The sequence below is a fragment of the Pseudarthrobacter sp. CC4 genome, assembly GCF_048957775.1.
Classification (GTDB): domain Bacteria; phylum Actinomycetota; class Actinomycetes; order Actinomycetales; family Micrococcaceae; genus Arthrobacter.
The window spans coordinates 1-24,632 of record NZ_JARCCZ010000014.1; the positions used below are offsets into that span (position 1 = coordinate 1).

A 24,632-nucleotide genomic window follows, 5' to 3' on the forward strand; every position below is an offset into this window, starting at 1 on the left:
GAAATCCTCTACGAACTCCGCGACCACGCCGCCGGACTCAACGCCGGCCGCTGGGACTACATCTTCTCCCTCATCAAAAACTTCCGCACCCGCGGCCCCCGCTTCGTCCTCCCGGACCGGGCCCAGGTCACCATGACGCAGCCCTTCATGCGCGCCTACACCGAACAGCTCGTCCGCGCCTGCCACAAACGCGGCGCCATGGCCATCGGCGGCATGGCCGCAGCCGTCCCCAACCGCAAAGACCCCGAAGCGAACACCAACGCCCTCGAAAAAGTCCGCGCGGACAAAACCCGCGAAGCCAACGACGGCTTCGACGGCTCCTGGGTGGCCCACCCGGACCTGGTGCCCGTCTGCCGCGAGGTGTTCGACGGCATCCTGGGCAGCAAGCCCAACCAGCTGGACCGCACCCGCGAGGACGTCACCCCCGACGACGCCGCCCTCATCAACGTCGCCGCGACCACCGGCACCATCACCGAACAAGGCATCCGGAACAACATCGAAGTAGGCATCCGCTACATCGAATCCTGGCTCCGCGGCAACGGCGCAGTAGCCATCCACAACCTCATGGAAGACGCCGCCACCGCCGAAATCTCCCGCTCCCAGCTCTGGCAATGGATCTACGCCCGCGCCATCACCGACCACGGCGAAATCATCACCCACCACTGGATCGAGGAACTCCTCGACGAGGAATTCGCACGGCTCGAACGCTTCGACGGCGACCGCTTCGAAGACGCCCGCGACATCTTCGAAGAAGTTACCCTGGCCCAGGACTTCCCGTCCTTCCTCACCCTCCCCGCCTACGCCCGCTACCTCACCGAAGCCCGCGAAAAGGCCACCGCCGAAGAACTCGCGGCAGCGTAGGTTCGAACAAGACTTCCGTCCGCCGGGCCGGCACGCCCTCCGCAACAGGCACCTCCGAAAGCCGGAGGGCCGGCCCGGCGACGGAGCACCTCCCTTACGTTTCCCGATCGCTCTCTCACTTGATGCGGGAAACCCCGGATCGCTCTCTCACTTTTCTTAGGAAAGTGAGAGAGCGATTCACTATTTCCCGCGTTAAGTGAGAGAGCGTCGGAAGGCACGGAGAGCTTACGACGACGGCGCCGCCCGCCTCAGCGGTTCTTCGGCACCTTCCGCACGGAAAGGGTGGTGGTCAGGAAGAACGTCAGCACCGACGCCAGGATCAACAGCATGGGCACGGTCCAGGAACCGGTCAGCCCGTGCAGGTACCCCAGCAGCGGAGGAGCGGCCGCACCGATTGCATAACCGGCGCCTTGGACGACGGCGGACATCTTCCCTGCCGACGCCTGGTCCCGCGCGATCTTGATGATGGCGATGAAGATCAACGTGATGCCGCCACCCTGGGCTACGCCGCCCAGGGAGCACCAAAGCCACCACCATTCGGGGGCCAGCAGCAGGCCCAAGGGGACCGTCAGCCACATCAGGCCAAGGGCCACGGCCACCGTAGTCGTACGGGCAAACCGCGCCGCCAGTGGCACACCCAGGCTGCCGGCGATCGCGAGGATCTGGAACAGCGAGGATCCGGCACCGGCCGCGGCAGGGGCCATTCCCAGCTCGTCGGCCAGGATCTTCGGCAGCCAGGCGGTTACCCCGTAATAGGAGAAGGCCTGTCCAGCGAAGCCGGCCGTCAGGCCGGCCGTGGTCCACCGCGCACCGTCGACCGGCGGCAACCGCGTGCCCTTGCCGTCGTCGGGGGCAATGAAGAAGGCGCGGCGCACGCCCACGGCGAGGGTCCAGAAAACTACCGCCACCACCGCCAGGACGGCAACCGATCCCAGCGCGAACCGCCAGCCGGCCAGGCTGGCCAGCGGTGCCGTGGCCACCGAGGTCAGGAACGAGCCAATGTTCAACGCCGCTGTGTAGATGCCCATCGCGGTCCCCTGCCGGGCCCGCCCGAAATCGCGGCGGATGATCAGCGGCACCGCGATGTTGCCCACCGTGATGGCCAGGCCAATCAGCACCGTCCCGGCCACAACCAGCACGGGCCCTCCCGCCGAACGCACCAGGACGCCGGCCAGCACGCCGAGGATGGTCAGCGTCACCGCGAACTCGGCACCGAATTTCCTCGCGGCCAGGGAGGCCAGCGGAGCGGCAAGGGAGAAGCACAGCACCGGGATGCTGGTCAGGAGCCCCAACACGACCGGCGAGAAGTTGAGTTCCGCCTGCATCAGGTCCACTACGGGGGCGACCGCCACAAAAGGGCCCCGCAGGTTCAGGGCCAGCAGGCCTATGCAGGCCAGCAGGATCCAGCTGTTGGGAATGCGGGCGAGGATCCGGCCGTTCACGGGGCCAGGAACCGGTTTGGGGGTGGTTTCATCACTCCCATTGCTATCACGCCGGAAGTGGCAGGGGTTCCAGGAAAGGCCAGGACCCGCTGCCTTACGATGAACATCACGCCAAGGTTACCCGGGACGAAGGACAACGCCATGAAGCACCGCCTCGCCATCCTCGACGACTACCAGGGCGTGGCCCATGGTTTTGCCGACTGGGCTGCCCTGGAAGCCGAGGGCGTCGCCACCATGACCTTCCGTGAACCCTTCGCCTCGCCGGAGGCCCTGGTGTCCGCGCTGGCGGATGTGACCATGGTGGTGGCCATGCGCGAGCGGACCGCCTTTCCGCGGGAGGTGCTGGAAAAACTTCCAAATCTCCAGCTCCTGGTGACCACCGGCATGGCGAATGCCGCCGTGGATGTGGCCGCCGCTGCCGAGCAGGGCATCACCGTTTGCGGCACACCGGGCTCGCCCGCCGCCGCCCCCGAACTGACGTGGGCCCTGCTGCTGGCCCTCGCCAGGAACCTGCCGGCCGAAGAGAACTCCCTGCGTGCAGGCTCCTGGCAGACCACCGTTGGCTTCGAGCTGGCCGGTAAGACCCTGGGCGTGGTGGGCCTTGGCAAGATTGGCCGACGGATCGCGGCGTACGGGCAGGCCTTTGGAATGGAGGTCCTGGCCTGGAGCCAGAACCTGACGGCCGCGGCAGCGGAGGAGGCCGGCGCCCGCCTGGTGTCCAAGGAGGAACTCTTCCGGCTCTCGGATGTTGCCACGCTCCACCTGCGGCTCTCCGAACGCTCCGAAAACATTGTGGCCGAGCCGGAACTCCGGCTGCTGGGACCTGAGGGCATCCTGGTGAATACCGCCCGGGGGCCCCTGGTCAACCAGGACGCCCTGCTGAAGGCCCTCGCCGAAGGCTGGATCCGCGGGGCGGCGCTGGATGTGTTCGACCAGGAACCGCTGCAGGCGGGGCACCCTCTGCTCGCGGCGCCCAACACCGTGTTGTCTCCGCACCTCGGCTACGTCACGCGGGAAAGCTACCGGCAGTTCTACGGCGGGGCTTTCGAGGACGTCACGGCCTGGCTGGCGGGCGCGCCTGTCCGCACGCTCACGCCTTACCCCCCGCGCCCCGGGGACGGAAACGACGACGGCGGCCCGGCCATCTAAAGGCAACCGGTCCGCCGTCGGACTTCTTTGGCAGTGCCTCAGGCGTCCTCGAGGTACCAGCCGCGCCGGGCGTTAGCCACCCCGGGTTGCTCGCGGAAGACGCCCGGCTGGGCGGCCCAGCGGACGCCGTTGGCCAGCACCTGCCGGATTTCAGCCTGGTGGTAAACCGGGTAGTCCTGGTCGCCGGGGCTGAAATAGAAAATCCGGCCCTTGCCGCGGGTGAAGGTCACGCCGGAGCGGAACACCTCGCCGCCTTCAAAGGAGCTGATGAAGATGAGGTCGTCCGGGTCCGGAATGTCAAAGAGTTCGCCGTACATCTCCTGTTTGGGAATGATCAGCGGATTGGGAACGCCCTGCGCGATGGGGTGGGACGGTTTGACCGTCCACACTGTCTCGCGTTCACCGTCGTTGCGCCACTTGAGCGAGCAGGTGGTGCCCAGGAGCCGGGTGAAGATCTTGGCGAAGTGGCCGGAGTGGAGGACCAACAGGCCCATTCCGCCCAGGACGTGGCGCTGCACCCGATCCACGACGTCGTCACTGACCTCGGCGTGGGCTTTGTGTCCCCACCACAGGAGGACGTCCGTTCCCGCCAGCGCCTCCTCGCTGAGTCCGTGCTCGGGGTCCGCAAGGGTTGCGGTGGCCACCTGCGAATCCGGCAGGTGTCCGCGCAGGCCCGCGGCAATGGCGCCGTGGATCCCGTCCGGGTACATCTCCGCCATGGAGGCTGGCGTATTCTGCGCCTCGTGGACGCCCTCGTTCCAGACCAGGATGTTGAGTTTGTCCGTCATGTCAGAGCGCAACTTCCCGGTGTTCGAGTGCGGACCGGTAGCAGGCGTCCAGGACCAGGGCCCGGCTGAGGGCCACCGAGCCGTCATGCGCGCCCCACGCCTCCGGGCCGCCGCGGACGGCGTTGACGAAGTCCTCGACGACGGCGTCGTGGGCGCGGCCGGGCTCAGCCACCACCTCGTAGTCGGCGTTTTCGCCGTCCTTCTCCTTGAAGATCCTCAGGTCCGCAACCGGTGCCATCGAAGCGCCTACAGCGCGCAGTTCGGCGCCGCCGTCGGTCCCGTACACGGTGAAGTCCAGGAGGTCCTTCTCTTCGCGGTAGGCCGCCCAGCCCGCCTCGAGGATGAGCGTGCCGCCGCCTTCGAGCCGGATGAACGCGGTGGCGAAATCCTCCACCTCGAATTTGTGGCTGGACTTCATCGCCGAGTAGCGGGCGTTGCCGCCCAGTCCGCGCGGGCCCAGTTCGGAGTGGGTGGCGGCGGAGACGGACAGGACCTTGGGTTCCCCCAGCAGGTGCAGGGAGTAGTCCAGCACGTGCACGCCGATGTCGGCCAGCGGACCGCCGCCGGCCAGCTCCGGATTGGTGAACCAGCTGCCCAGCATGGGGATGCCGGAGCGCCGGAGCCACGAGGCCTTCGCGTAGTATGGCCGGCCGAGCTCACCGTCGTCGATGATGCCCTTCAGCTTCTGGATGTCGCCGCGGCGGCGGTGGTTGAAGGCGACGTCCAGCACGCGGCCGGCCTTGCGTGCGGCGTCCACCATCGCCTGGCCTTCGACGCCGTTGCGAGCCAGCGGCTTTTCGCTCAGGACGTGCAGCCCCTTTTCCAAAGCCGCGATGGCGATGGGTGCGTGCAGGAAGGTGGGCACGGCCACGCTGACGGCGTCCAGCCCCTCCATGTCGATCAGGTCCTCCCAGCGGGCGAACGTGTGCGGGATGCCGTACTCGTCCTTCAGGTTGGCCAGGAGGTCCGCCTCCATGGCAGCGACCGCTACGAGTTCCACGCCATCCATGCCCTTGTAGGCCTTGATGTGCTGCTGGCCGGCCCATCCGATGCCAACCACCCCCACCTTCAGGGTTTCCGGCTGCTGATTGCTCACAGGTAGATCCTTCTCTTTTTCGTGCGATGGAAATGGGGTTGGGAAGTCAGCCCTTGACGGCCCCGGCGGTCATGCCCGAGACAATCCTCTTCTGGCAGACCAGGACCAGGATGACAAGGGGCAGTGTGATCAGGACGGACGCGGCGCTGATGGTGCCCATGGGCTGGTCGAACTCGCTGGCACCGTTGAAGAAGGCAATGGCAACCGGGACCGGGCGCGCGTCCGGCGACGTCGTCAGCGTGACGGCCAGGAGGAACTCGTTCCAGACGGAGATGAACACCAGGATGGCCGTGGTGGCCAGGCCCGGCACCGCAAGCGGCAGGATCACCTTTCGGAAAGCCTGGAAAGGGGAAGCTCCGTCCATGTACGCGGATTCCTCCAGCTCCCGCGGGATTTCCCGGAAGAAGGACGTCAGGGTGTAAATGGCCAGCGGCAGAGCGAAGGTCATCTTGGGGATGATGAGGCCGACGAGGGTGTCGTAGAGCCCGATCTCCCGCCAGATCGCGAACATGGGCGCTGCGATGGCGATCGCCGGAAAAGTGGTCACGGACAGGATCAGCGTCAGGATCAGCGCCTTCCGGCGCATCTTGAGCCGGGCCAGGGCGTAAGCGGCAAAGGATGCGAACACCAGCGCCAGCGTGGTGGTGACGACGGCGATAATCACCGAGTTCCGCAGCGCCAGCAGGAATTCGGCGTTCTGGAGGACCGTCAGGTAGTTATCCAGCGAGGGTTCGGCGGGGAACAGTTCCCCCTTGCCCAGGCTGGCGCCTTTCTTCAGGGACGTATTGACCAGCCAGTAGAACGGAACCAGCGAGAAGGCCATGACGGCCAGGACGAAGAGCCACGTCAGCGGGTGAAGTTTGGCTTCCCCCCGCAAACGTCGGCGAGGTGCCTTGGACCGGGCCGACGTATCGGCGGGACGGTCGGCAAGCAGGGTACCCATCAGTTCTCCTTGGCGACGGCGCGGATGTTGCTGCCTGCGAAGCGGATATAGACCATGGAGACCACCATGACCGTCAGGAACGTCAGGATGGACAGCGCTGAGCCCTCACCCACCAGTCGGTTTTCCCGCAGCTCCTTGTAGGCAAGCATCGACATTGATTCGGTACCGTTGGCGCCGCGGGTCAGGACGAACGGCAGGTCGAAGACGCGCAGGGAATCCATAGTGCGGAAGATCGCCGCCAGGACAATCGCGGGCTTCAGCAGGGGCAGGGTGACATCCCGGAAGGTCTGCCATTTGCTGGCGCCGTCCAGTTCAGCCGCCTCGTAGGTCTCATCCGGAATGACCTGCAGGCCGGCCAGGATGATGAGCGCCGCGAAGGGAGTGGTCTTCCAGACGTCAGCCAGGACAACCACGGCCATGGCGTAGCCAGGTTCACCCAGCCAGACGATGTCGCCGGCGGGCAGGCCCAGGCCGGAAAGGACCGTGGTCACCAGCCCCAGGTTTGGTTCGAACATGGTCTCCCAGGTGATGGCGCTGACCACTGTGACGATCGCGTACGGCAGCAGCACGATGGTGCGGAGCAGCGCACGGCCCCGGAAGGCAAGGTTCAGCAGCAGGGCCATGGCCGTTCCCAGCACCAGTTCCAGCGACACCGAGAGCCCGGCGAAGAGGAAGGTCTGGCCGAAGGCCGCCCACCACTCCTTGCTCGCCAATGCCGCGATGTAGTTATCGAGGCCGACGAAGCGGGACAGGCCGGCCTGGCGGACGCTGTACTGGTTCAGCGAGAGCCACAGTGCGTAGCCGATGGGCACAGCGGCCACCAGGGCCATCAGGATGAGGGACGGTGCCGTCATCCTGATGGCCAGGCGGCGTTCCGCCCGGTCGTGGCCGCTCACGCGGCCACGACCGGAAGTCAGGACAGGGGGTGCCATGGTCAGAAGGTCGCCTTGGCGGTCTTGATCTCTTCAGCCATCTGCTTGGTTGCGTCATCCGCTGTGGCCGTGCCGGACAGGACCGCGTAGACGTTCTTGTTGATGGCCTGGGAAATCTGCGGGTACACCGGGGAGACCGGCCTGGGCTTGGCACCCTTGACCGAGTCGAGCAGTTCCTTCGCGAACGGCATCTTGGCCAGGACTTCGGGGGCGGAGTAGGCGGCCTCGTTCACCGGCGCCTGGGAGTTGTCCATGGCCACGTGCTTCTGCCACTCCGGGGAGGTGGCGAACTTGATGTAGGCCACGGCTGCGCCCGGGTTGGTGGAGTGGGCGGAGATGGCGAAGTTCCAGCCGCCCAGGACGCCGCTTGGCTTGGCGGAGCCGTCAAAGGAGGGCAGCGGTGCCACGCCGAAGGTGCCTGCCAGGTTGGTGGCGTTCAGGAGGCGGTAGACGTGGGGCCAGTTGCGCTGGTATCCGAAGTTGCCGGACTCGTAGGCCAGGCGTGCGGGATCTTCGTTGTAGGTCAGCACGGCACGGTCCGCGGAACCGTTCTTGATGCCGTCGGCCATGAAGTTCAGGACCTTGCGGGTGGTGTCGTTGTCCACCGCCACTTCGCCGTTGGCATCCAGGACCTCGCCGCCGGCGCTGTAGAGGAGTTCGAGGAAGTTCACCGTCAGGCCTTCATACTGCTTGCCTTGGTAGACCAGCCCGTTGCCTGGGGCCTTGGCTGCCTCTTTGTAGAGCTGCTGCCAGGTTTCCGGCTTGGCCACCTTGTCCTTCTGGTAGTAGATCAGGCCGGCGTTCGTGTAGAAGGGTGCGGCCCAGTACTTGCCGTCGTACTTCACCGTCTCCGTCGTGGACGTGATGAGGTTGTCCTTGATTCCTTCGACCAGTTCGGTCTGGTCAAGCAGCCAGCCCTGCGAGGCGAACTCGGCCGTCCAGATCACGTCCGTCATGAAGATGTCGCACTCGGTGGACTTGCCTTCAAGGCGCTGGACGGCCTGCGTGCGGGATTCGTCCGTCGTGGCACCGATCTCCGTGTACTTCGCCGTCATGCCCGGGTTGGCGGCGTTGAAGGCCGCCGTGGTGTTCTTGTGGATGCCGCTCGCGTCTTTGCCGCCGCACAAATGGATGTTTCCCTTGGCGCCTTCTGCGCTCTTGGGATCGGCTACGGCCGCGGCCGGAGCCTGGGTCGATTCCGATTTCGACGCCGGCTGGTTTCCGCAGCCCGCGAGCATGACTCCCGCTACTACGGTTGCTGCAACACTCTGGGCAAGACGACGGCGTCTTGCTGGCATGGATGCCTTCACGAGTTTCCTTTCGGGGTGGCCTGGTCCGCCCATTCGGTCCACGGCCATAATCGGACGGCCGCAGGTACCGGACAGCGGGACGATGAAGCGGTCAGCCGCAACTTTCAACCGCTATAGGTCAAAAGTATGTAAACGAGCCGCTGTAAGCAGATTTCCATGGAGTGTGACCCATGTCAACAAGAATCGGATGGGATTTTTCGGTATCCGATTGGATCCCGGGATACATCTGCCGGTATTCGAGGGCATGCCGCGGCGAGGCCTGCGTGCTTGGGTGCTTGCGTGCCTACGCGCTTGGGTGCACGGACCGTACAGGCCTGGAATTTGGGGGGACGCGCCTAATCAGCCTGGGTGGACGTCCGGATGGCGGTTTCCACCGCTTCGGGCGAGAGGACGTGGTCAATCACCATCCGGCTGGCACCAAGTATTGCGGCGTCTGCCGGAGCTTTGGACTGCTCGATGCGGAGCCGGGACGTGGCAAGCGGCAGCGATCTGCGGTAAACCGCCTCGCGTACCCCCGCCAGCAGCTGGTCGCCGGCGCGCGCCAGGCTTCCGCCCACCACAATGACGGAAGGGTTGAGCAGGTTCACGCAAATTGCGAGTACCTCCCCCAGGTCCCGTCCGGCCTGCCGCAGCGCATGGATGGCCTGGACGTTTCCCTTGGCCGCGAGTTCCACCACGTCTGTACTGGTGGTGGCCTCGATTCCTTCCGCACGCAGCTTACCGGCCAAGGCAGGTCCGGATGCCAGGGCCTCGAGGCATCCGCTGTTGCCGCAGCGGCACAGCACGTCCTCGCCGTCGGGGACCCGGACGTGCCCAAGGTCGCCGGAAGTACCATCTGCGCCACGCTGGATTTGGCCGTTGCTGATGATGCCGGCACCGATGCCCGTGGCCACTTTGACCAGCAACACGTTCTGGAATTCCTGCCAGTAGGCGTACCGCTCACCGATCGCCATGATGTTCACGTCGTTATCCACCAGCACGACCGTGCCCAGCTGCCGGCCAACGAATCCGGCCACATCGAACCCGTCCCAGCCCGGCATGATGGGAGGTTTCACCGGCCGCCCCGTGCTGTGTTCCACAGGACCGGGGAGTCCTATCCCCACTCCGGCAAGATCGCCGACGCGGCGCCCGACGTCTTCCAACAGCTTGCGCCCTATTTCGATGACGCGGTTCAGGACGGGTTCGGGACCTTCCCCAATATCGATCGCTTCGGAGTGCCTGGCAAGGATGGTGGCATTCAGGTCCGTGGCCGCGACCGAGGCATGGGTTGCGCCTATGTCGGCGGCGAGCACCAGCCTGACCCCCGCGTTAAACGCAAATTTCGACGGCGGCCGCCCGCCGGAGGAGGCCGCTTCGCCGGCCGGACCCACCAGGCCCATGGCAAGGAGGGCATCAATCCGGGCGGCAACAGTGGTCCGGGCAAGGCCGGTCAGGTCCGCCAGTTCGGACCGCGTGCGGGGCTTGCCGTCACGGAGCAGCTGGAACAGGTCACCGGTGCGCGAAAGCAGCCCGGCTTCCTGCTGTAGACGCGGTTGTTGCCTCGGAACGATCGCCATACCTAAGGAATAGCACATTCGGAAATACTTTGGTTCGAGTAATCCTTGACTTTTGATTGACTTGCGCCAAAAGTCGCCGTAATTTGTAAAAAACCCAACTCATGTGCTGCGGCGCATGCAACATCGAGCAGCAAGGAATGGGCAGGCCATGGACTACTCGCTTCAGCTTTACACTCTTCGGCGGCCCTTGGAAGAGGACCTTCCCGGAACCATCCGCAGGGTCGCGGACATCGGTTTCACCCAGGTGGAGCCCTACAATTTCGTGGCCACCGCGAAGGAACTGGGCAGTGCCCTGAAAGAGAACGGACTGACGGCGCCGTCCGGCCATGCCCCGCTGCTCAGCCAGGACCAGGACGAAATCTTCGCAGCGGCCAGGGACCTGGGCATCACCACGGTGATCGACCCGTTCATCCCCGCCGACCGCTGGCAGACGGCCGAGGACATCCGTGCCACGGCGGAGAAGCTGAACGAAGCCGCCAAAAAGGGCGCCGAGTACGGCATCCGGGTTGGCTACCACAACCACCAGTGGGAGTTGGAGTCACTCGTCGAAGGCCGGACCGCCCTGGAATACTTCGCCGACCTGCTTGACCCGGAACTGGTCCTGGAAGTGGACACCTACTGGGTGGCCGTGGGCGGGCAGGATCCGGTGGACATCCTCGCCAGGCTTGGTGACCGGGTAAAGCTGATCCACATCAAGGACGGCCCCCTGACCACGGATACCAAGGCCCAGCAACCGGCCGGCAAGGGCAAGGTGCAGGTCCTTGACGTCATCGCCGCAGCAAAGGCCCTGGAGGTGGGCGTGGTGGAATTCGACGACTACGAGGGAGACATCTTCCAGGGCATCGCCGAGAGCCTGGCATTCCTCAACAGCGCAGGAGCCAGCGCATGAGCACCCCCTCCCCCAGCAAAGGCCCGGTGGGCGTCGGCGTCATCGGCGCGGGCAACATCAGCAAGCAGTACCTGGACAACCTCACCACGTTCCCCGACCTCAAGGTCCACGTCATCGCGGACCTCTTCGAGGAAGCCGCCGAAGCCCGGGCCAACGAATACGGCATCCCCGAGTGGGGCGGGGTGGAAAAAGCACTGCACCACCCCGACGTCGAGATCATCGTGAACCTGACCATTCCCGCAGCCCACGTCGAAGTGGCCACAGCAGCCGTACACGCCGGCAAGCACGTCTGGACCGAGAAGCCTTTTTCCCTTGACCGCGAATCAGGCCTGGGGCTCCTCAAAACCGCAGACTCCGCGGGGATTCGCCTTGGCTGCGCCCCGGACACGTTCCTGGGTGCCGGGCTCCAGACTGCACTGCGCCTGATCCAGCGCGGCGACATCGGCACGCCCCTGACCGGCATGACCACCTTCCAGACGCCGGGTCCGGAGTCCTGGCACCCCAACCCCGCCTTCCTGTTCCAGTACGGCGCCGGCCCCCTGTTCGACATGGGCCCCTACTACCTCACCACCCTGGTCCAGGCCTTCGGCTCCATCCGCAAGGTGGCCGCCGTCGGCTCCAAGGCCAAGGACATCCGCGTCATCGGTTCCGGACCCAAGGCCGGCGAGGAGTTCACCGTGGAAGTCCCCACGCACGTCTCGGCCATGGCGCAATTCGAAAGCGGCGCGTCCTCCCACAGCGTCTTCTCCTTCGAATCTCCCCGCACGCGGATGGGATTCGTGGAGATTACAGGCACGGAGGCCACTATCTCCCTGCCGGATCCCAACAACTTCGACGGCGACGTCAGGCTTTGGCGCGCGGGCGACGAAGCCTGGACCATCATCCCGGCCACGGGCCCGGCGAACGGCCGCGGCATGGGCGTCCTGGACATGGCGCGTTCGCTGCGTGCCGGCGTCCCCCACCGCGCCCCCGGCAGCCTGGCCTACCATGTGCTGGACGCCATGGTCTCCATCTCGGAATCCATGGACTCGGGCACCTTTGTGGACGTGGAAAGCTCCGCCCCGACCTCTGCTCCGCTCCCCGAGGACTGGGCACCGGAGACGCTGACCCTCGGAGGCTCCGCATGAGCCGGGAACCGGGAACCACGGCGCCACTGGGTGTGGCGATGATCGGCTACGCCTTCATGGGCAAGGCACATTCCAACGCGTGGCGGAACGTGGCCAGCTTCTTCGACGTCCCGGCGTTTGAACAAAAGGTCCTGGTTGGCCGCGATGCCGCCGCCGTCTCGGAGGCTGCCGGCAGGTACGGGTGGGCGGAAACGGCCACCGACTGGCGCACTGTCCTGGAGCGGGACGACATCCACATCATCGACGTCTGCGCCCCGGGCTGGATGCACGCCGAAATCGCCATCGCCGCCTTTGAGGCGGGCAAGCATGTGCTGCTGGAGAAGCCCCTCGCCAACACCGTGGCGGAGGCCGAGGCAATGACCGCTGCGGCGCAGGCCGCACGGGCCAGGGGCGTCCAGTCGATGGTCGGGTTCAACTACCGCAGGGTGCCTGCCCTTGCCCTTGCCAAGGAGCTGATCGCCGAGGGCAGGATCGGCACGGTACGGCACGTCCGTGCCGCCTACCTGCAGGACTGGCTGGCTGACGACCAGGCGCCCATGACCTGGCGGCTGAAGAAGGAAACAGCCGGCTCCGGCGCCCTGGGTGACATCGCCTCCCACGCCATCGACCAGGTGCTGTTCCTCCTGGGGGACCGGGTCACCGAGGTCACCGGCCGCCTGCACACCTTCGTGAACCGGCGCCCCGGCACGAGCGGTCCCGCAGGCGGCCTTGAGGATGTAACGGTCGACGACGCCGCCTGGGCAACATTGTCCCTCGCCTCGGGAGCAGTCGCCTCAGTGGAGGCCTCCAGGGTGGCCACCGGACGGAAGAACTCCCTCCAGCTTGAGGTCTACGGCGACAAGGGCGCCCTCCGGTTCGACCTGGAAAACCTCAATGAGCTTGCGTTCCTGGATGCCACCGCACCCGCCCGGGAGCAGGGCTTCCGCCGGATCCTGGTCAACGAGCCCGAGCACCCGTACCTTAAGGCGTGGTGGCCGCAGGGCCACATCATCGGCTGGGAGCACACCTTCACCCACGAAGTCCGCGACTTCCTGCTTGCCGTCAGCTCCGGAACCGCGCCGTCGCCGTCGTTCGAGGACGGGCTGGCCGTCCAGCGCATCCTGGACGCCGTGGAGGAATCCGCCGCCGCGAAGAGCGCCCTCATCCAACTGGCCCCCGCCAACCCGGCCGCCACCGCCACCCACCCGCAAGGAGACTGACATGCCCCGCCCGTTTACCCTGTTCACCGGCCAGTGGGCCGACCTGCCCTTCGAAGAGGTGGCCAAACTGGCCTCCGGCTGGGGCTACGACGGCCTGGAAATCGCCGTCTCCGGGGACCATCTGGACGCCTGGCGCTGGGACGAACCCGGCTACGTGGAGTCCAAGCTCGCCGTACTGGAAAAGTACAACCTGAAGGTTTGGGCCATTTCCAACCACCTCAAGGGCCAGGCCGTGTGCGATGACCCCATCGACTTCCGCCACCAGGACATCGTGGGCGCCAAGGTCTGGGGCGACGGCGACCCCGAAGGCGTCCGCCAGAGGGCCGCCGAGGAAATGAAGCACACCGCCCGGCTCGCCAAGGCACTCGGGGTGGACACCGTCGTCGGCTTCACCGGCTCCTCCATCTGGCAGTACGTGGCCATGTTCCCGCCCGTCCCGGAAAAGGTCATCGACGCCGGCTACCAGGACTTCGCCGACCGCTGGAACCCCATCCTGGATGTCTTCGACGAATGCGGCGTCCGGTTCGCCCACGAAGTCCACCCGTCCGAGATCGCCTACGACTACTGGACCACCGTCCGCACCCTCGAGGCGATCGGACACCGCGAAGCGTTCGGCCTGAACTGGGACCCCTCCCACATGATGTGGCAGGGAATGGACCCCGTTTCCTTCATCTGGGACTTCAAGGACCGGATCTACCACGTGGACTGCAAAGACACCAAGATCCGCCAGACCGGCCGCAACACGGTCCTGGGCTCCCACCTGCCCTGGGGCGATCCGCGCCGCGGGTGGGACTTCGTCTCCGCCGGCCGCGGCGACGTCCCCTGGGAAGCCTCGTTCCGCGCCCTGTCCGCGATCGGCTATGACGGGCCTATCTCCGTCGAATGGGAAGACGCCGGCATGGACCGCCTGCACGGCGCCCCCGAAGCCCTCGCGGCCCTCAAGAAGTTCGACTTCCCGCCATCGAGCACGTCCTTCGACGCCGCCTTCAAGCAGTAGCTCCCGGGGGCACGCACGTAGAATCCCTGCATGACCCACACCATCCGCCCGGCAACAACGGACGACGCCGGGGCGCTGGCAGCCCTGGCAACCGTCACCTTTCCGCTGGCCTGCCCTCCGTCGACGTCGCCTGAAGACATAGCCGCGCACCTGGCGAACACCCTCAGCGAACGGCACTTCCGGACGTACCTCGGTGACCCGGACGTCACCGTCCTGGTGATAGACGCGGAGGGTTCCCTCCGCGGGTACAGCCTCCTGGTGAACCGTCCCGCGGCGGACCCGGATGTCTCCTCGGCGCTCACAATCACGCCGTCCGTGGAGCTCAGCAAGTGCTACGTGCATCCCGGGCACCACGGCCTGGGCGCCGCTGCGGAGCTGATGCACGCCAGCCTCCAGGCGGCGGCCGGATCAGGCGCAGCCGGTGTGTGGCTCGGGGTCAACAGCCAAAACGCGCGGGCCATCCGCTTCTACGAGAAGTCAGGGTTCCGCAGGGTGGGAACCAAGTCTTTCCGGCTGGGAAATACCGTGGAGCACGATTTCGTGCTGGAGCGCGCCCTCCCGTGACCGGCCCCCCACTACCCTCTTACACGTACTCAGCCGGGTAAGCCAGTGGCGGGCGCGGTTCCGCCAGGAGCTTGAGGCCCGGCGGCAACCCCTCCACGGTGCCGTGGGTCCCGGACGCCCTGATGTTGATGCGGGCGGTGTCCAGCAGCACGTTTTCAGCCCGGAACTCGCCCACCTCCTCCGGAAGGATCGGCGCCAGGTGCACTACCCCGTGCGTGAAGACGGGGTCGAAGCGGAGCAGGGCCCGGACCAGTTGTATGGGCGCCGCCGCCGCCCATGCCTGCGGCGAGCAGGCGGTGGGGTATGCCACCGGTCCGGAGAACTCGCCGCGGTCGAAACCGCAGAACAGTTCGGGCAGCCTGCCGTCAAAATGCTCAGCTGCCTCGAAGATGCCGGTGGCCACCCGGCGCGCCTCTTCCACGAATCCGTAGCGCATCAGCCCGGTTGCCACCAGGGCCGTGTCATGCGGCCACACCGAGCCGTTGTGGTAGCTCACCGGGTTGTAGGCGCCCATGTCCGAGCTGAGGGTGCGGATTCCCCAGCCGGTGAACATCTGCGGGGACATCAGGTGCTCCACCACGGAAGCCGCCTTGTCCTCATCCACGATGCCCATCCAGAGGCAGTGCCCCATGTTTGAAGTACACGCGTCCACCGGCCGCTTGTCCTTATCCAGCGCCACGGCGAAGTAACCCTTGTCCGGCAGCCAGAACTTCTCGTTGAAGGCGGCCTTCAAATCCGCGGCGCGTTCAGCCCAGTGCTGTTCCAGGGCGCGGTCGCCGCTCCAGCGGGCCAGCAGTGACCGGCCCACATAGGCGGAGTAAACGTAGGCCTGGACTTCGCAGAGGGCAATGGGCGCCTCCGCCATGGTCCCGTCCGCGAAGTTGATGCCGTCCCAGGAATCCTTCCACCCCTGGTTGACGAGTCCATGGTCGTTGGGCCGGATGTACTCCACGAACCCGTCGCCGTCGCGGTCCCCGTACTTCTCGATCCACTCCAAAGCCCTGTCCACGTGGGGCACCAACGGCTCCACAATGTCCTTTGACTGCCCCCACCTGCTCAGCTCGCCAACCAGGGCCGCAAACAGCGGCGTGGCGTCAGCGGTGCCGTAGTAGGCGCTGCCCCCCAGCGCCAGCCCCGCGGTGACGCCCAACCTCACCTCGTGCGGGATGCGCCCCGGTTCTTCCTCGGAGTCCGTGTCCACCTTCGTCCCCTGGAGGCCGGCCAAGGTCTGCAACGTCCCGGCCGCCAGTTTGGGGTCCACCATCAGGCTCATGTAGGAGGAGAGGATGGAGTCGCGGCCGAAGAGCGCCATGAACCAGGGGGCGCCGGCGGCGACGGCTACCCGTTCCGGATGGTGCGGGTCGAAGATCCGCAGGGATCCCAGGTCGCTTTGGCTGCGGTTCAGCAGATCCTGCAGGTTGGCGTCCGACACGGTGATCAGCGGGACGTTCTGCTCCCAGTGCCGGTGCCGGCGGGCGCCCTCCCGGTGGTGCGGCAGCCCGTCCTCGCTGAAGGCGTCGGCGGGGGCCTGCCCGTTGATCAGGGGGACCACAATGATGCTGGTAGCCCACTTGCCGCGGGGTGGAATGGTGGCGCGGAAGCGGAGCCCGTCTGTGCTGACGGCGGCGCCGCGGGCCCGGACGGCCGTTCCCCGCCGTTGGCCGTTGCGGGCGCTTTCAATCACGAGCTGGCCGTCGCGGACCGTGCGGACGGCCTCGGCATGCTTTGACGTGCGGCCCACCTTGACGTCGAAAAGATCGTCCTGGTCTGCACCAACGAGGAGTTCGATGTCGCATTCCACAGGCTCAGCCGAGTAGTTCTCCAGCGTGATGTCGTCCTGCAGGCCGGGGCCGATGTGGCGGGTTTGACGGACCACCAGCGGGCTGTCGAACCGGCCGTCCGGCCACTGGGCCCTCCCAACGAAGGTGGCTTCGAAGGGCTTGGGCCGTTGCGCCGCCAACGGTTCACGCAAGGAGCCATTAACTCGGAGGATCCAGTGGGAAATGATGCGCGTGTCCTGGTAGAAAGCACCGTTCGTGCCGGTGTCTGAACTGATGTCCCCGGTGCCGGATGAGATGCAGAACGAGGATCCTTCCAGCACCGTCACCGAACCTGATTCGGATGCGGCGGCCTCGGTGTCGGCGTTCCATGCAGTCAAGGGAAAGGGCTCCTTCGCTAGGAGGCGGACTTACCGCGGTTCGGAAGACCGTCCCTTAAAGATTCTGGTGCAAACCGATCGCATCCGGAACCCCTGGGGGAGCCTCCCCTGCGACCAGCTTCTCGAAGAGCCGGAGGTGCTCGTTCACCATGCGTTCCTCGCTGAACCGTTCCGCGGCGGCCTTTCGGCAAGCTGCACGGCTGAGGCTCTCCGCCTCATGCACAAAGCCCGCCAGCTGCTCCGTGCTTCCCAGGTACCCGGTCCGGCCATGGTCGATAATTTCGGGTGCGGAACCTATCCGGGTGCCTATTACAGGGGTGCCTGTGGCAAGCGCCTCGATCATGACCAGCCCGAAAGGTTCAGACCACTGAATCGGGTTGAGGAAGGCCAGCGCCTCGCCCATCAGCCGATACTTGATGGCGTCGTCCACTTCGCCGACGAAGTCCTCATTGGGCCCCAGCATGGGCTCGATGACCTCACGGAAATACCGGATTTCGTCGGGGTCGCGCATCTTGACCGCTATCCGCAGCGGCAGTCCCGCCTCCCTGGCGATCATAATGGCCTCCAGCAGTCCCTTATCGGCGCAGGCCCGCCCGACGAAGCACAGGTAGCCGCCGGTCCCCGACCCCATCGGAACGGAGGAAACGTCCATCCCGTGGTGGATGACCCGCGTCACCGGCACCTCCGGTGCGCGCGAGCACTGGTCCCGGGAGATAGCGATCACAGCCGCCCTCCGGCCGATGGCACGGTAGATATCCACTGCGTCCGCACTGAGCGGGCCGTGGATTGTCGTTGCCACCGGGACCTGGTCAGGCCGCTCCACGTACAGGGGGCCGGTGAGGGTGTGGTCATGGATGATATCCACGTCCCCCATGGCTGCGTACGCCCGGACTACGTGGCTCAGCTCAGAGATGGCTAAACCGAGTCCGTCACTGTGGGCAGGCCGCATGCCCGGAGCCCGGGGGACAGCGCATGTGCTGTCCGAGGGAGCTGCCAACACGACGTCATGCCCGGCCGCCGCAAAGCCTCTGGCGAGGCTGTCCACTACTCTTTCAATGCCACCGTACGTTACCGGTGGAACAGGAATCCAAGGTCCTGCAACCAGTCCTATCCGCATTCCTGGCCTCGCCTAGAACGGGCCTGGCTCCCCAGCCGGGCCGGGCAATACTGTCCGCGGAACCTGATATGTCCCGCGGTCTAATTCAGAATCATCCGGTGGCATCTGCTTAGCCTTCAACTCAGACTATGGCGCAGGATTGGCGGCAGACAAGACCCACTGTGCGGCAACTAACACCGGGCTCCGGAATGGCGGCCCGAAATCCGCGGTTACGTCCAACATGAAGATAGAGATCTGGTCCGATGTTGCCTGCCCGTGGTGCTTTATTGGCAAGCGGCGCTTCGAAGCTGCCCTGGCCGCCTTCCCGCACCGTGATTACGTGGACGTGACCTGGCGCAGCTACCAGCTGGACCCCACCCTTCCCGAGCACTATGACGGCACGGAACTCGAGTACCTGAGTTCCCGCAAGGGCATCCCCGCAGAGCAGGTCTCGGCGATGTTCGGCCACGTTGCCGGCCAGGCGAAGGCCGAGGGCCTGAATTACCGGTTCGACTCGGTGGTGGTGGCCAACAGCTTCACCGCGCACCGCCTGATCCACCTTGCCGCTGCCCACGGCAAGCAGGATGCTGCAAAGGAACGCCTGCTCAGCGACCACTTCGAGCATGGCAAGGACATCGGCAGCCGGCAGTACCTTGCGTCGCTCGGCGTCGAACTCGGCATCGACCCCGGCGCAGTGGATGAGCTCTTCACCACGGACAAGTACGCGGACGCAGTCCGCTTCGATTTCGAGGAGGGCCGGTCCCTGGGCATCAGCGGCGTCCCGTTCTTCGTGATCGACCGGAAGTACGGACTCTCCGGGGCACAACCCGTTGGGACCTTCACTGCCGCCTTGAACCAGGCATGGCAGGAAGCCAATCCCCTTGTCATGGTCAACTCCGGCGAGGGGGAGGCCTGCGGACCGGACGGCTGCCCGGCGTAGGAAAGTACGGCAGGAAAGGGCGGGGCGTTTACTGACACATGGCGGTAAAGTGTCTGTATGCCCAGGATTTCAGCGGCCAGTAATGCCGAGCAGCGAGCGGACACCCAGCGCCGCATCCTTACGGCCTTCGGCGAACTCCTTTTCTCCCATGGCCTGCCCGGGCTGACCATGACGGACGTGGCACGGCACGCCGGGGTGGGCCGGACCGCCGTCTACAACTACTACGCGGACATCGAAGAGCTGCTGATTTCCTACGCCCTGGATGAGACTGAGAAGTTCCTCTCCGAACTGCGGGACTCCCTGGGACGACTGGACAACCCCGTGGACAGGCTCGCGCTGTACGTCCGCGCGCAGGTGGTGGACCTCAGCCGCCGCCACCTCCCGCCGGGGCCTGCCATGGGAGCGGTGCTCTCGCCGTCGTCCTTTGCCAAACTCGCCAACCACGTGGGCGAGCTAAGCGTCCTGCTGCAGGGGATCCTGCGGGACGGAATGGAGCAGGGCTACCTTCCTGTGGCGGACGTCAACCAGCAGGCACAGCTGATCCTGGGCACGCTGTCCTCCAGCGCGGCCAGGGGCAGCGATGAGCCCGCCGAACTGGAAGCCCGGGTGGCCAGGACGGTCCGCTTCATCCAGCTCGGGGCCGGGGCAAGGTTCGACGACGACGGCCGCCCCGTCCGGCTGGCCCCGCTTCCCGCGGTGGCTGGCTAAGCAGCACCACAGTGGGCGGGCGGCCAACCCCGCGTCACGGAGTGGGCGCTGCAGAGGGGATGACTGGCCATTTGTCGTCGTCGGCAACCCGGCGGCTTTCCCGCGGACAACCCAGCTTTCCGGGCGTCTGGTCAACGAGCTCGGGCGGGGCCAGCGCCTTGTAGTCCTGGGAGAGGATCACGTCCACGCTTCCGTCTGTCCTGCTGTCCTGGAAGTAGTCCGAACCCGGCAGGTTGCGCTGGACACTGAACGCAGCGGCCTGCCCGGCCGCCCCGGAAACCACGGCGGCAATGCCACGGTAGCCTGCGTCGATGTTGGACACCGCGCCCACTACGAACTTCCTGGCCAGGAACTCATCCGCCACCGAGCGGGCCAGCCCGGGCCTGCTGGTGGAGTTATAGACGTTGAGGTTGATCTGCTCGTGGGGGGTGTAGTCAAAGGTGGCGGCCGGGCAGGTGGAAACGGCCTCCTCGGCCGGCGCTGCGGCAGGAAACTTCAGCCGTTCATCGATGATGGCCAGCGCGGTGATGATGGCCGCAACGATCAGGCCGATCAGGAGGACCAGGACAACCCCGTGCAGCGCCCGGCGGCGCACGCGCGCTGTATCGTCGGCGTCGCGGGCCGCTTCAAAGGTGGCCCGCAGTTCGGGGCCGGTGACAACGTGGTGGCCGTGGAGGACACTGACGTCCTGCTGCTTTTTCCTAGCCATCTATCACCAGGACGCGAGCGTGGATTGCGGTGCGCTGGTGCAGGGCGGTGCGGACGGCGCGGTGCAGCCCGTCCTCCAGGTACAGGGTTCCCTGGTACTGCACCACGTGCGGGAAAAGGTCACCGAAAAAGGTGGAGTCCTCGGCCAGCAGCGCTTCCAGGTCAAGGGTGCGTTTGGTGGTCACCAGCTCATCCAGCCGGACGGGCCGCGGCGGGAGCGAGGCCCAGTCCTTCGGCGTCATGTAACCATGGTCGGGGTAAGGGCGGCCCTCGCCCACAGCTTTGAATATCACCTTGCCACACTAGGCATCCTGCCCGTCCAGCGAAAGTGCCCGGGCGTGCCTGTTGCAGGTTGTGGCCAAACAGTGACCATGTGTCACATGCGGTGCCCAAGGCCCGCCAGAACAGCCCGCCCCCGGCACTGCTGAGAGAATAGATGTATGACAGTATCCGAGTCCCCCGCCGTGCCCGCACCAGGAGCCCATGCACGAGCCACACCGCCTCTGGCACTCCTGCTCGACGTGGACGGGCCGGTGGCAAGTCCGGTCACCCGCGATGTGAAGCGGGAGATCATCGATGACCTGGTGGCCCTCGCCGCCGCCGGCATCCCCGTTGTTTTCAACACCGGGCGCTCTGACGCGTTCATCAGGGAACAGGTCATGGAACCCATGATCGCCGCCGGGATTCCGTCAGGCACCATCATCCACGCCGTCTGCGAGAAGGGCGCCGTCTGGTTCAGCTACACCGCGGCCGGGCCCGGCCCCATCCACGTGGACCGCGAACTCGCCGTGCCGGCAGCCTACGGGGACGACATCCGGCGGATGGTGGCAGAGGATTATGCAGCGCACATGTTCTTTGACGAAACCAAGCGGGCCATGGTGTCCGTGGAGCAGCACATCGAGGTGCCCAGCGCCGAGTACCTGGCGGAGCAAAAACTCTTCGACGCCGACGCCATGGACCTGATGGCCCGCCACGGGCTGGGAGTTGTGCGGCTGGACCACCACGCCCCCAATTCCGACGACGAGGTGGACTACCGGGTGGACCCCACCATCATTTCCACGGACATTGAATCGGTGCGGCTTGGGAAGGACCTGGGAGCCAGCCGGGCAGTGGAGCTGCTCGCGGCACAGGGCATCACCCCGGAGGCCTGGCGGACCGTTGGCGATTCGCGCACGGACTATGCCATGGCTGACTGGCTTCACCACAACGACCACCCGGTCAAGCACGTGGATGTCCGGCCCGCGGACGGCATCCCGGAAAAACCTTACGCAGTCCTGACCGCCGAGGACCTGGGGCTTCCGGCGTCCGTAATCCATGACGACGCCGGCGGTGCTTTCCTGCGCAGCTGGCGGGAGGCGCTGGGCGACTGAGCCCCTTCCGGGCATCGGCTGCCCGAACCCCTGCCGTTTTACCGGCGGGGCTATCATGCACATAGGAACGCTAACTAATACGCAGCACGGAGACCACCATTACAGAAGCACCGGTTCAAGACGAGGTCTACTACGGCGGCCAGGCATCCGTAGAGGAACAATTTCACGCAGAGATCACCTCCGCAGAAGCTGAGCAGCGACTCAACCCGCGCCCTGACGTCATTACGCACAAGGGCCGCATCGCCCTGATCAACTACAACAGGACTCCCTACCAGGCCATGGTGGAGGACCTGCTGTTCGTCAGGAATGTGCTGGCCAACGCCGGGCTGGCATACCTGCTGGTCAGGGGCAACAACGACCGCCCTGTCATTGCCTTGGACTGGAAAGACAGGAAGAAGCTCCGGGCCGCCCTGGTGGAAGCCTGCCAGGACGAACCCTTCTACTCCATGACCGTGGACGCCAAGAAGAAAACCTCCCTCCTGGTTGCGGACGGTGAACTCTCCTCCAACCGGCAGGCGCGCATCTTCCGCCTGTACCGGCCGCGGGTGGAGCCGGCCGGCGGCTTCGAGTTCGGTGCCTCCGCGGGTGTCCAGATTGAGCTTTGGTCCTTCAAGGGCGACGAGATCATCCTGCCGATCGAGAACTCCCTCACACGCAGGACCCTGCTCCGGCAGGACGCCGTCCGAGGCACCGTTGAACGCTACGGCCACACCTGGCCCACCATCGAGAACATGTTCGCGGACCACGCGAGCGACATCAGCTTCGACATCGACCTGGTGTTCTCCTGGGTGGACGGCAGCTCCCCTGAGTACATAGCCGCCCGGCGGGCCCAACAGAAGGACGTTGTCCTGGGCGAGGGCGATGACCACGAGGCCCGCTTCCGGCAGATCAACGAGCTCAAGTACGCGCTGCGGTCCGTCTACATGTTTGCGCCCTGGATCCGCCGCATTTTCATTGCCACGGATTCACCGGCACCCGCGTGGCTGGCGGAACACCCGTCCGTGACCATCGTCCGCAGTGAGGAGTTCTTCTCGGATCCCTCCGTGCTGCCCACGCACAACTCCCAGGCGGTGGAGTGCCAGCTCCACAACATCGAAGGCCTGTCCGAGCACTTCCTGTACTCCAATGACGACATGTTTTTCGGCCGGCCGGTCAGCCCGGACCTGTTCTTCACCCCGGGAGGCATCACCAAGTTCATCGAGGCCGAAACCCGGATCGGCCTGGGCGAGAACGCTGCAGAGCGCAGCGGGTTCGAGAACGCGGCCCGCGTCAACCGCAAGCTGTTGTGGAACAGGTTCGGCCGCATCACCACCCGGCACCTGGAGCACACCGCAGCGCCGCTGCGGCGCAGCGTGGTGGCGAAGATGGAGCGCGAGTTCCCGGAGGAATTCCGGAAGACGGCGGCCAGCCGCTTCAGGGCGGCGGACAACATCTCCGTGACCAACTCCTTCTACCACTACTACGCCCTGCTCACGGGCCGGGCGGTAACCCAGACGGCGGCGAAGGTCCGTTACGTGGACACCACCATGCGGACGGGACTGAACTACCTGCCCAAGCTGCTGGCCAAGCGGAACATGGATTTCTTCTGCCTGAACGATGGCAGCTTCCCCGAGGTGGATGCCGACGAGCGCGCCGCACTGGTGACGGACTTCCTGGAGAAGTACTTCCCCATCAAGGCGCCCTGGGAAAAGTAGGCGGGCGGCCTACCGGCTTGTGGGGAGCCCGAGCTTCGCGCTGTTCGGCTGCTTGAGCTTCGCGCTGTTCCGCTGCTTGGCGGTTTCCGGAATCCGGATCCCGGCTGAGGCCAGCCGGAACTCGGTCTCTTCCGGCGAGACGTACTCCCCCACTGTCGTGGACCTTCCCAGCGGAACCACCGAGTGGACGATGGTGTGCTCGTACACATGCACCAGGTTGAAGGATTGCCCGCCGTCCTGGCCCCGGGTGCCGCCAACGGGAACATTGAGGTCCTGGGTGTAACAACTGGCCGACGCCACCGATACAGGGATGCCGGCGAAGCTCGCCGTCGTCGAATAATGCAGGTGGCCCGCGAGGATGGTGCGGACATCAGAGTTCCGGACTACTGCCTCCAGCGATGCCTGGTCACGCAGCTCCACCAGGACCGAGAGATCCAGGACGGAGGGTATGGGCGGGTGGTGCAGCGCCAGGATGGTGCCGTCAGGAGCGGGCGTGTCCAGCTCCCGCGTCAGCCAGTCCAGCTGCGCCGGGCTCAGCTCGCCGTGGTGATAACCGGGAACTGAGGTGTCCATGGTGATGACGCGCAGCCCGTTGACGAAGTAGCTCTTGTCCACCGGCGCGTCATTGGGGGCTTCGTCCAACAGTCCCGCCCGGAAGTTTTCGCGGTTGTCGTGGTTCCCCATCGCCCAGATCACCTCGGCGCCGAGTTCCTCGCAGGCGGGCTCAACGATTGCCCGCAGTTTCACGTAGGCTCCCGGATCGCCCTTGTCGGCGAGGTCGCCGGTGAAGATCACGGCCTCCGGACGCGCCCCGGACGCCTTCACCTCTTCGAAGAGCTGGATAAGGCGTGCTTCGCTGTCAACGACGCCGTAAAGGGGATCCGGACCTCCCATCAAGTGGGGATCGCTCAGGTGGAGTAGGAAGTGGCGTGGCCGGGGATGTTCGGCCTCGATGTGCTCCATTGCTGCCTCTGTGGTCGGTGGGAAACGGCGCTTCCCTTGTACCCTTCAGTAATGTTTATCCAATCAGACATTTGGCAAACTTTGGGTGAATCGCCGTAGTTGATGTGAAAAAAAATGAAAGAACTGCGCTTTTCGGCCGTCC

At 65.7% G+C, this 24,632-nt stretch carries 22 protein-coding genes and 1 pseudogene; 11 read left to right on the forward strand and 12 right to left on the reverse strand.

What is annotated here, in order from left to right; all coding sequences use genetic code 11:
* Positions 1–861: pseudogene (locus PV768_RS10555) on the forward strand (malate synthase A); the annotation flags it as partial.
* Positions 862–1,109: 248 nt separating this feature from the next.
* Here PV768_RS10555 and PV768_RS10560 read toward each other — a convergent pair.
* Complete coding sequence (locus PV768_RS10560; protein WP_321215279.1) at positions 1,110–2,303, reverse strand: CynX/NimT family MFS transporter; 1,194 nt, start codon at positions 2,301–2,303, stop codon at positions 1,110–1,112.
* Positions 2,304–2,444: 141 nt separating this feature from the next.
* Between PV768_RS10560 and PV768_RS10565 the strand changes: the two genes are divergently transcribed.
* Positions 2,445–3,452, forward strand: a complete 1,008-nt coding sequence (locus PV768_RS10565; RefSeq protein WP_421092991.1) for a D-2-hydroxyacid dehydrogenase family protein — start codon at positions 2,445–2,447, stop codon at positions 3,450–3,452.
* Between the two features lie 38 nt (positions 3,453–3,490).
* Here PV768_RS10565 and PV768_RS10570 read toward each other — a convergent pair whose 3' ends face one another.
* From PV768_RS10570 to PV768_RS10595, 6 genes are all read right to left on the reverse strand, one after another.
* The gene (locus PV768_RS10570; protein WP_421092992.1) at positions 3,491–4,240 is read right to left on the reverse strand and encodes a ThuA domain-containing protein; all 750 of its coding nucleotides are present in this window, start codon (positions 4,238–4,240) and stop codon (positions 3,491–3,493) included.
* A gap of 1 nt (position 4,241) precedes the next feature.
* Positions 4,242–5,336, reverse strand: a complete 1,095-nt coding sequence (locus PV768_RS10575; RefSeq protein ID WP_321215276.1) for a Gfo/Idh/MocA family protein — start codon at positions 5,334–5,336, stop codon at positions 4,242–4,244.
* Between the two features lie 46 nt (positions 5,337–5,382).
* The gene (locus PV768_RS10580; RefSeq protein ID WP_321215275.1) at positions 5,383–6,279 is read right to left on the reverse strand and encodes a carbohydrate ABC transporter permease; all 897 of its coding nucleotides are present in this window, start codon (positions 6,277–6,279) and stop codon (positions 5,383–5,385) included.
* The gene (locus PV768_RS10585) at positions 6,279–7,211 is read right to left on the reverse strand and encodes a carbohydrate ABC transporter permease (protein ID WP_421092993.1); all 933 of its coding nucleotides are present in this window, start codon (positions 7,209–7,211) and stop codon (positions 6,279–6,281) included. Before PV768_RS10585 ends, PV768_RS10580 begins: the two co-directional genes overlap by 1 nt.
* Before the next feature lie 2 nt (positions 7,212–7,213).
* Positions 7,214–8,509, reverse strand: a complete 1,296-nt coding sequence (locus tag PV768_RS10590; RefSeq protein WP_157239291.1) for an ABC transporter substrate-binding protein — start codon at positions 8,507–8,509, stop codon at positions 7,214–7,216.
* Between the two features lie 347 nt (positions 8,510–8,856).
* Positions 8,857–10,077 (reverse strand): ROK family protein, encoded by a 1,221-nt coding sequence (locus PV768_RS10595; RefSeq protein ID WP_421092994.1) that lies wholly within the window; start codon positions 10,075–10,077, stop codon positions 8,857–8,859.
* A gap of 148 nt (positions 10,078–10,225) precedes the next feature.
* Here PV768_RS10595 and PV768_RS10600 point away from each other — a divergent pair, with 148 nt between their 5' ends.
* From PV768_RS10600 to PV768_RS10620, 5 genes are read left to right on the forward strand one after another with little or no spacing between them, the layout of a single operon-like run.
* On the forward strand, positions 10,226–10,966 hold the full coding sequence (locus tag PV768_RS10600; protein WP_421092995.1) for a sugar phosphate isomerase/epimerase family protein: 741 nt from the start codon (positions 10,226–10,228) through the stop codon (positions 10,964–10,966).
* On the forward strand, positions 10,963–12,093 hold the full coding sequence (locus PV768_RS10605; protein ID WP_421092996.1) for a Gfo/Idh/MocA family protein: 1,131 nt from the start codon (positions 10,963–10,965) through the stop codon (positions 12,091–12,093). The genes PV768_RS10600 and PV768_RS10605 overlap by 4 nt, the downstream gene beginning before the upstream one ends.
* Positions 12,090–13,292: a Gfo/Idh/MocA family protein gene (locus PV768_RS10610; RefSeq protein ID WP_421092997.1), complete on the forward strand. Its 1,203-nt coding sequence runs from the start codon at positions 12,090–12,092 to the stop codon at positions 13,290–13,292. Before PV768_RS10605 ends, PV768_RS10610 begins: the two co-directional genes overlap by 4 nt.
* Position 13,293: 1 nt before the next feature.
* Complete coding sequence (locus PV768_RS10615; protein ID WP_321215269.1) at positions 13,294–14,289, forward strand: sugar phosphate isomerase/epimerase family protein; 996 nt, start codon at positions 13,294–13,296, stop codon at positions 14,287–14,289.
* A 30-nt stretch (positions 14,290–14,319) separates the two neighbouring features.
* Positions 14,320–14,853: a GNAT family N-acetyltransferase gene (locus PV768_RS10620; RefSeq protein ID WP_421092998.1), complete on the forward strand. Its 534-nt coding sequence runs from the start codon at positions 14,320–14,322 to the stop codon at positions 14,851–14,853.
* Positions 14,854–14,872: 19 nt separating this feature from the next.
* Here PV768_RS10620 and PV768_RS10625 read toward each other — a convergent pair whose 3' ends face one another.
* Positions 14,873–17,011, reverse strand: coding sequence for a glycogen debranching N-terminal domain-containing protein (locus PV768_RS10625; RefSeq protein ID WP_157239305.1), 2,139 nt, complete (start codon positions 17,009–17,011; stop codon positions 14,873–14,875).
* 55 nt (positions 17,012–17,066) lie between these two features.
* Positions 17,067–18,128 (reverse strand): glycosyltransferase family 4 protein, encoded by a 1,062-nt coding sequence (locus PV768_RS10630; protein ID WP_321215267.1) that lies wholly within the window; start codon positions 18,126–18,128, stop codon positions 17,067–17,069.
* Positions 18,129–18,348: 220 nt separating this feature from the next.
* On the opposite strand from PV768_RS10630, the gene PV768_RS10635 reads away from it, so the two are divergent.
* Together PV768_RS10635 and PV768_RS10640 are read left to right on the forward strand one after the other, a co-directional pair.
* Positions 18,349–19,047 carry a DsbA family oxidoreductase gene (locus PV768_RS10635; RefSeq protein WP_421092999.1) on the forward strand — a complete coding sequence of 233 codons (699 nt, stop codon included), beginning with the start codon at positions 18,349–18,351 and terminating at the stop codon, positions 19,045–19,047.
* Positions 19,048–19,104: 57 nt separating this feature from the next.
* Entirely contained in the window at positions 19,105–19,755 is a 651-nt protein-coding gene (locus tag PV768_RS10640; RefSeq protein WP_157239310.1) for a TetR/AcrR family transcriptional regulator, read from the forward strand.
* Positions 19,756–19,789: 34 nt separating this feature from the next.
* Here PV768_RS10640 and PV768_RS10645 read toward each other — a convergent pair whose 3' ends face one another.
* Both PV768_RS10645 and PV768_RS10650 read right to left on the reverse strand, forming a co-directional pair.
* The gene (locus PV768_RS10645) at positions 19,790–20,464 is read right to left on the reverse strand and encodes a LytR C-terminal domain-containing protein (protein ID WP_321215266.1); all 675 of its coding nucleotides are present in this window, start codon (positions 20,462–20,464) and stop codon (positions 19,790–19,792) included.
* Positions 20,457–20,756 (reverse strand): type II toxin-antitoxin system VapB family antitoxin, encoded by a 300-nt coding sequence (locus PV768_RS10650; RefSeq protein ID WP_199775313.1) that lies wholly within the window; start codon positions 20,754–20,756, stop codon positions 20,457–20,459. Before PV768_RS10650 ends, PV768_RS10645 begins: the two co-directional genes overlap by 8 nt.
* Positions 20,757–20,903: 147 nt before the next feature.
* On the opposite strand from PV768_RS10650, the gene PV768_RS10655 reads away from it, so the two are divergent.
* Both PV768_RS10655 and PV768_RS10660 read left to right on the forward strand, forming a co-directional pair.
* Positions 20,904–21,833, forward strand: coding sequence for a hypothetical protein (locus PV768_RS10655; RefSeq protein WP_421093000.1), 930 nt, complete (start codon positions 20,904–20,906; stop codon positions 21,831–21,833).
* A 278-nt stretch (positions 21,834–22,111) separates the two neighbouring features.
* On the forward strand, positions 22,112–23,527 hold the full coding sequence (locus PV768_RS10660; protein ID WP_409339704.1) for a stealth family protein: 1,416 nt from the start codon (positions 22,112–22,114) through the stop codon (positions 23,525–23,527).
* Between the two features lie 9 nt (positions 23,528–23,536).
* On the opposite strand, the gene PV768_RS10665 is transcribed toward PV768_RS10660, so the two are convergent.
* Complete coding sequence (locus tag PV768_RS10665; RefSeq protein ID WP_321215264.1) at positions 23,537–24,490, reverse strand: phosphodiesterase; 954 nt, start codon at positions 24,488–24,490, stop codon at positions 23,537–23,539.
* Between the last annotated feature and the right edge of the window lie 142 nt (positions 24,491–24,632).

Bases quoted from the DNA above. Each gene is read 5' to 3' on its own strand.
- PV768_RS10565 (WP_421092991.1), top strand. From the start codon at position 2,445: ATGAAGCACCGCCTCGCCATCCTCGACGACTACCAGGGCGTGGCCCAT.
- PV768_RS10570 (WP_421092992.1), bottom strand. From the start codon at position 4,240: ATGACGGACAAACTCAACATCCTGGTCTGGAACGAGGGCGTCCACGAG.
- PV768_RS10580 (WP_321215275.1), bottom strand. From the start codon at position 6,279: ATGGGTACCCTGCTTGCCGACCGTCCCGCCGATACGTCGGCCCGGTCC.
- PV768_RS10585 (WP_421092993.1), bottom strand. From the start codon at position 7,211: ATGGCACCCCCTGTCCTGACTTCCGGTCGTGGCCGCGTGAGCGGCCAC.
- PV768_RS10590 (WP_157239291.1), bottom strand. From the start codon at position 8,509: ATGCCAGCAAGACGCCGTCGTCTTGCCCAGAGTGTTGCAGCAACCGTA.
- PV768_RS10595 (WP_421092994.1), bottom strand. From the start codon at position 10,077: ATGGCGATCGTTCCGAGGCAACAACCGCGTCTACAGCAGGAAGCCGGG.
- PV768_RS10600 (WP_421092995.1), top strand. From the start codon at position 10,226: ATGGACTACTCGCTTCAGCTTTACACTCTTCGGCGGCCCTTGGAAGAG.
- PV768_RS10605 (WP_421092996.1), top strand. From the start codon at position 10,963: ATGAGCACCCCCTCCCCCAGCAAAGGCCCGGTGGGCGTCGGCGTCATC.
- PV768_RS10610 (WP_421092997.1), top strand. From the start codon at position 12,090: ATGAGCCGGGAACCGGGAACCACGGCGCCACTGGGTGTGGCGATGATC.
- PV768_RS10615 (WP_321215269.1), top strand. From the start codon at position 13,294: ATGCCCCGCCCGTTTACCCTGTTCACCGGCCAGTGGGCCGACCTGCCC.
- PV768_RS10620 (WP_421092998.1), top strand. From the start codon at position 14,320: ATGACCCACACCATCCGCCCGGCAACAACGGACGACGCCGGGGCGCTG.
- PV768_RS10630 (WP_321215267.1), bottom strand. From the start codon at position 18,128: ATGCGGATAGGACTGGTTGCAGGACCTTGGATTCCTGTTCCACCGGTA.
- PV768_RS10635 (WP_421092999.1), top strand. From the start codon at position 18,349: ATGAAGATAGAGATCTGGTCCGATGTTGCCTGCCCGTGGTGCTTTATT.
- PV768_RS10640 (WP_157239310.1), top strand. From the start codon at position 19,105: ATGCCCAGGATTTCAGCGGCCAGTAATGCCGAGCAGCGAGCGGACACC.
- PV768_RS10645 (WP_321215266.1), bottom strand. From the start codon at position 20,464: ATGGCTAGGAAAAAGCAGCAGGACGTCAGTGTCCTCCACGGCCACCAC.
- PV768_RS10655 (WP_421093000.1), top strand. From the start codon at position 20,904: ATGACAGTATCCGAGTCCCCCGCCGTGCCCGCACCAGGAGCCCATGCA.
- PV768_RS10660 (WP_409339704.1), top strand. From the start codon at position 22,112: ATGGTGGAGGACCTGCTGTTCGTCAGGAATGTGCTGGCCAACGCCGGG.
- PV768_RS10665 (WP_321215264.1), bottom strand. From the start codon at position 24,490: ATGGAGCACATCGAGGCCGAACATCCCCGGCCACGCCACTTCCTACTC.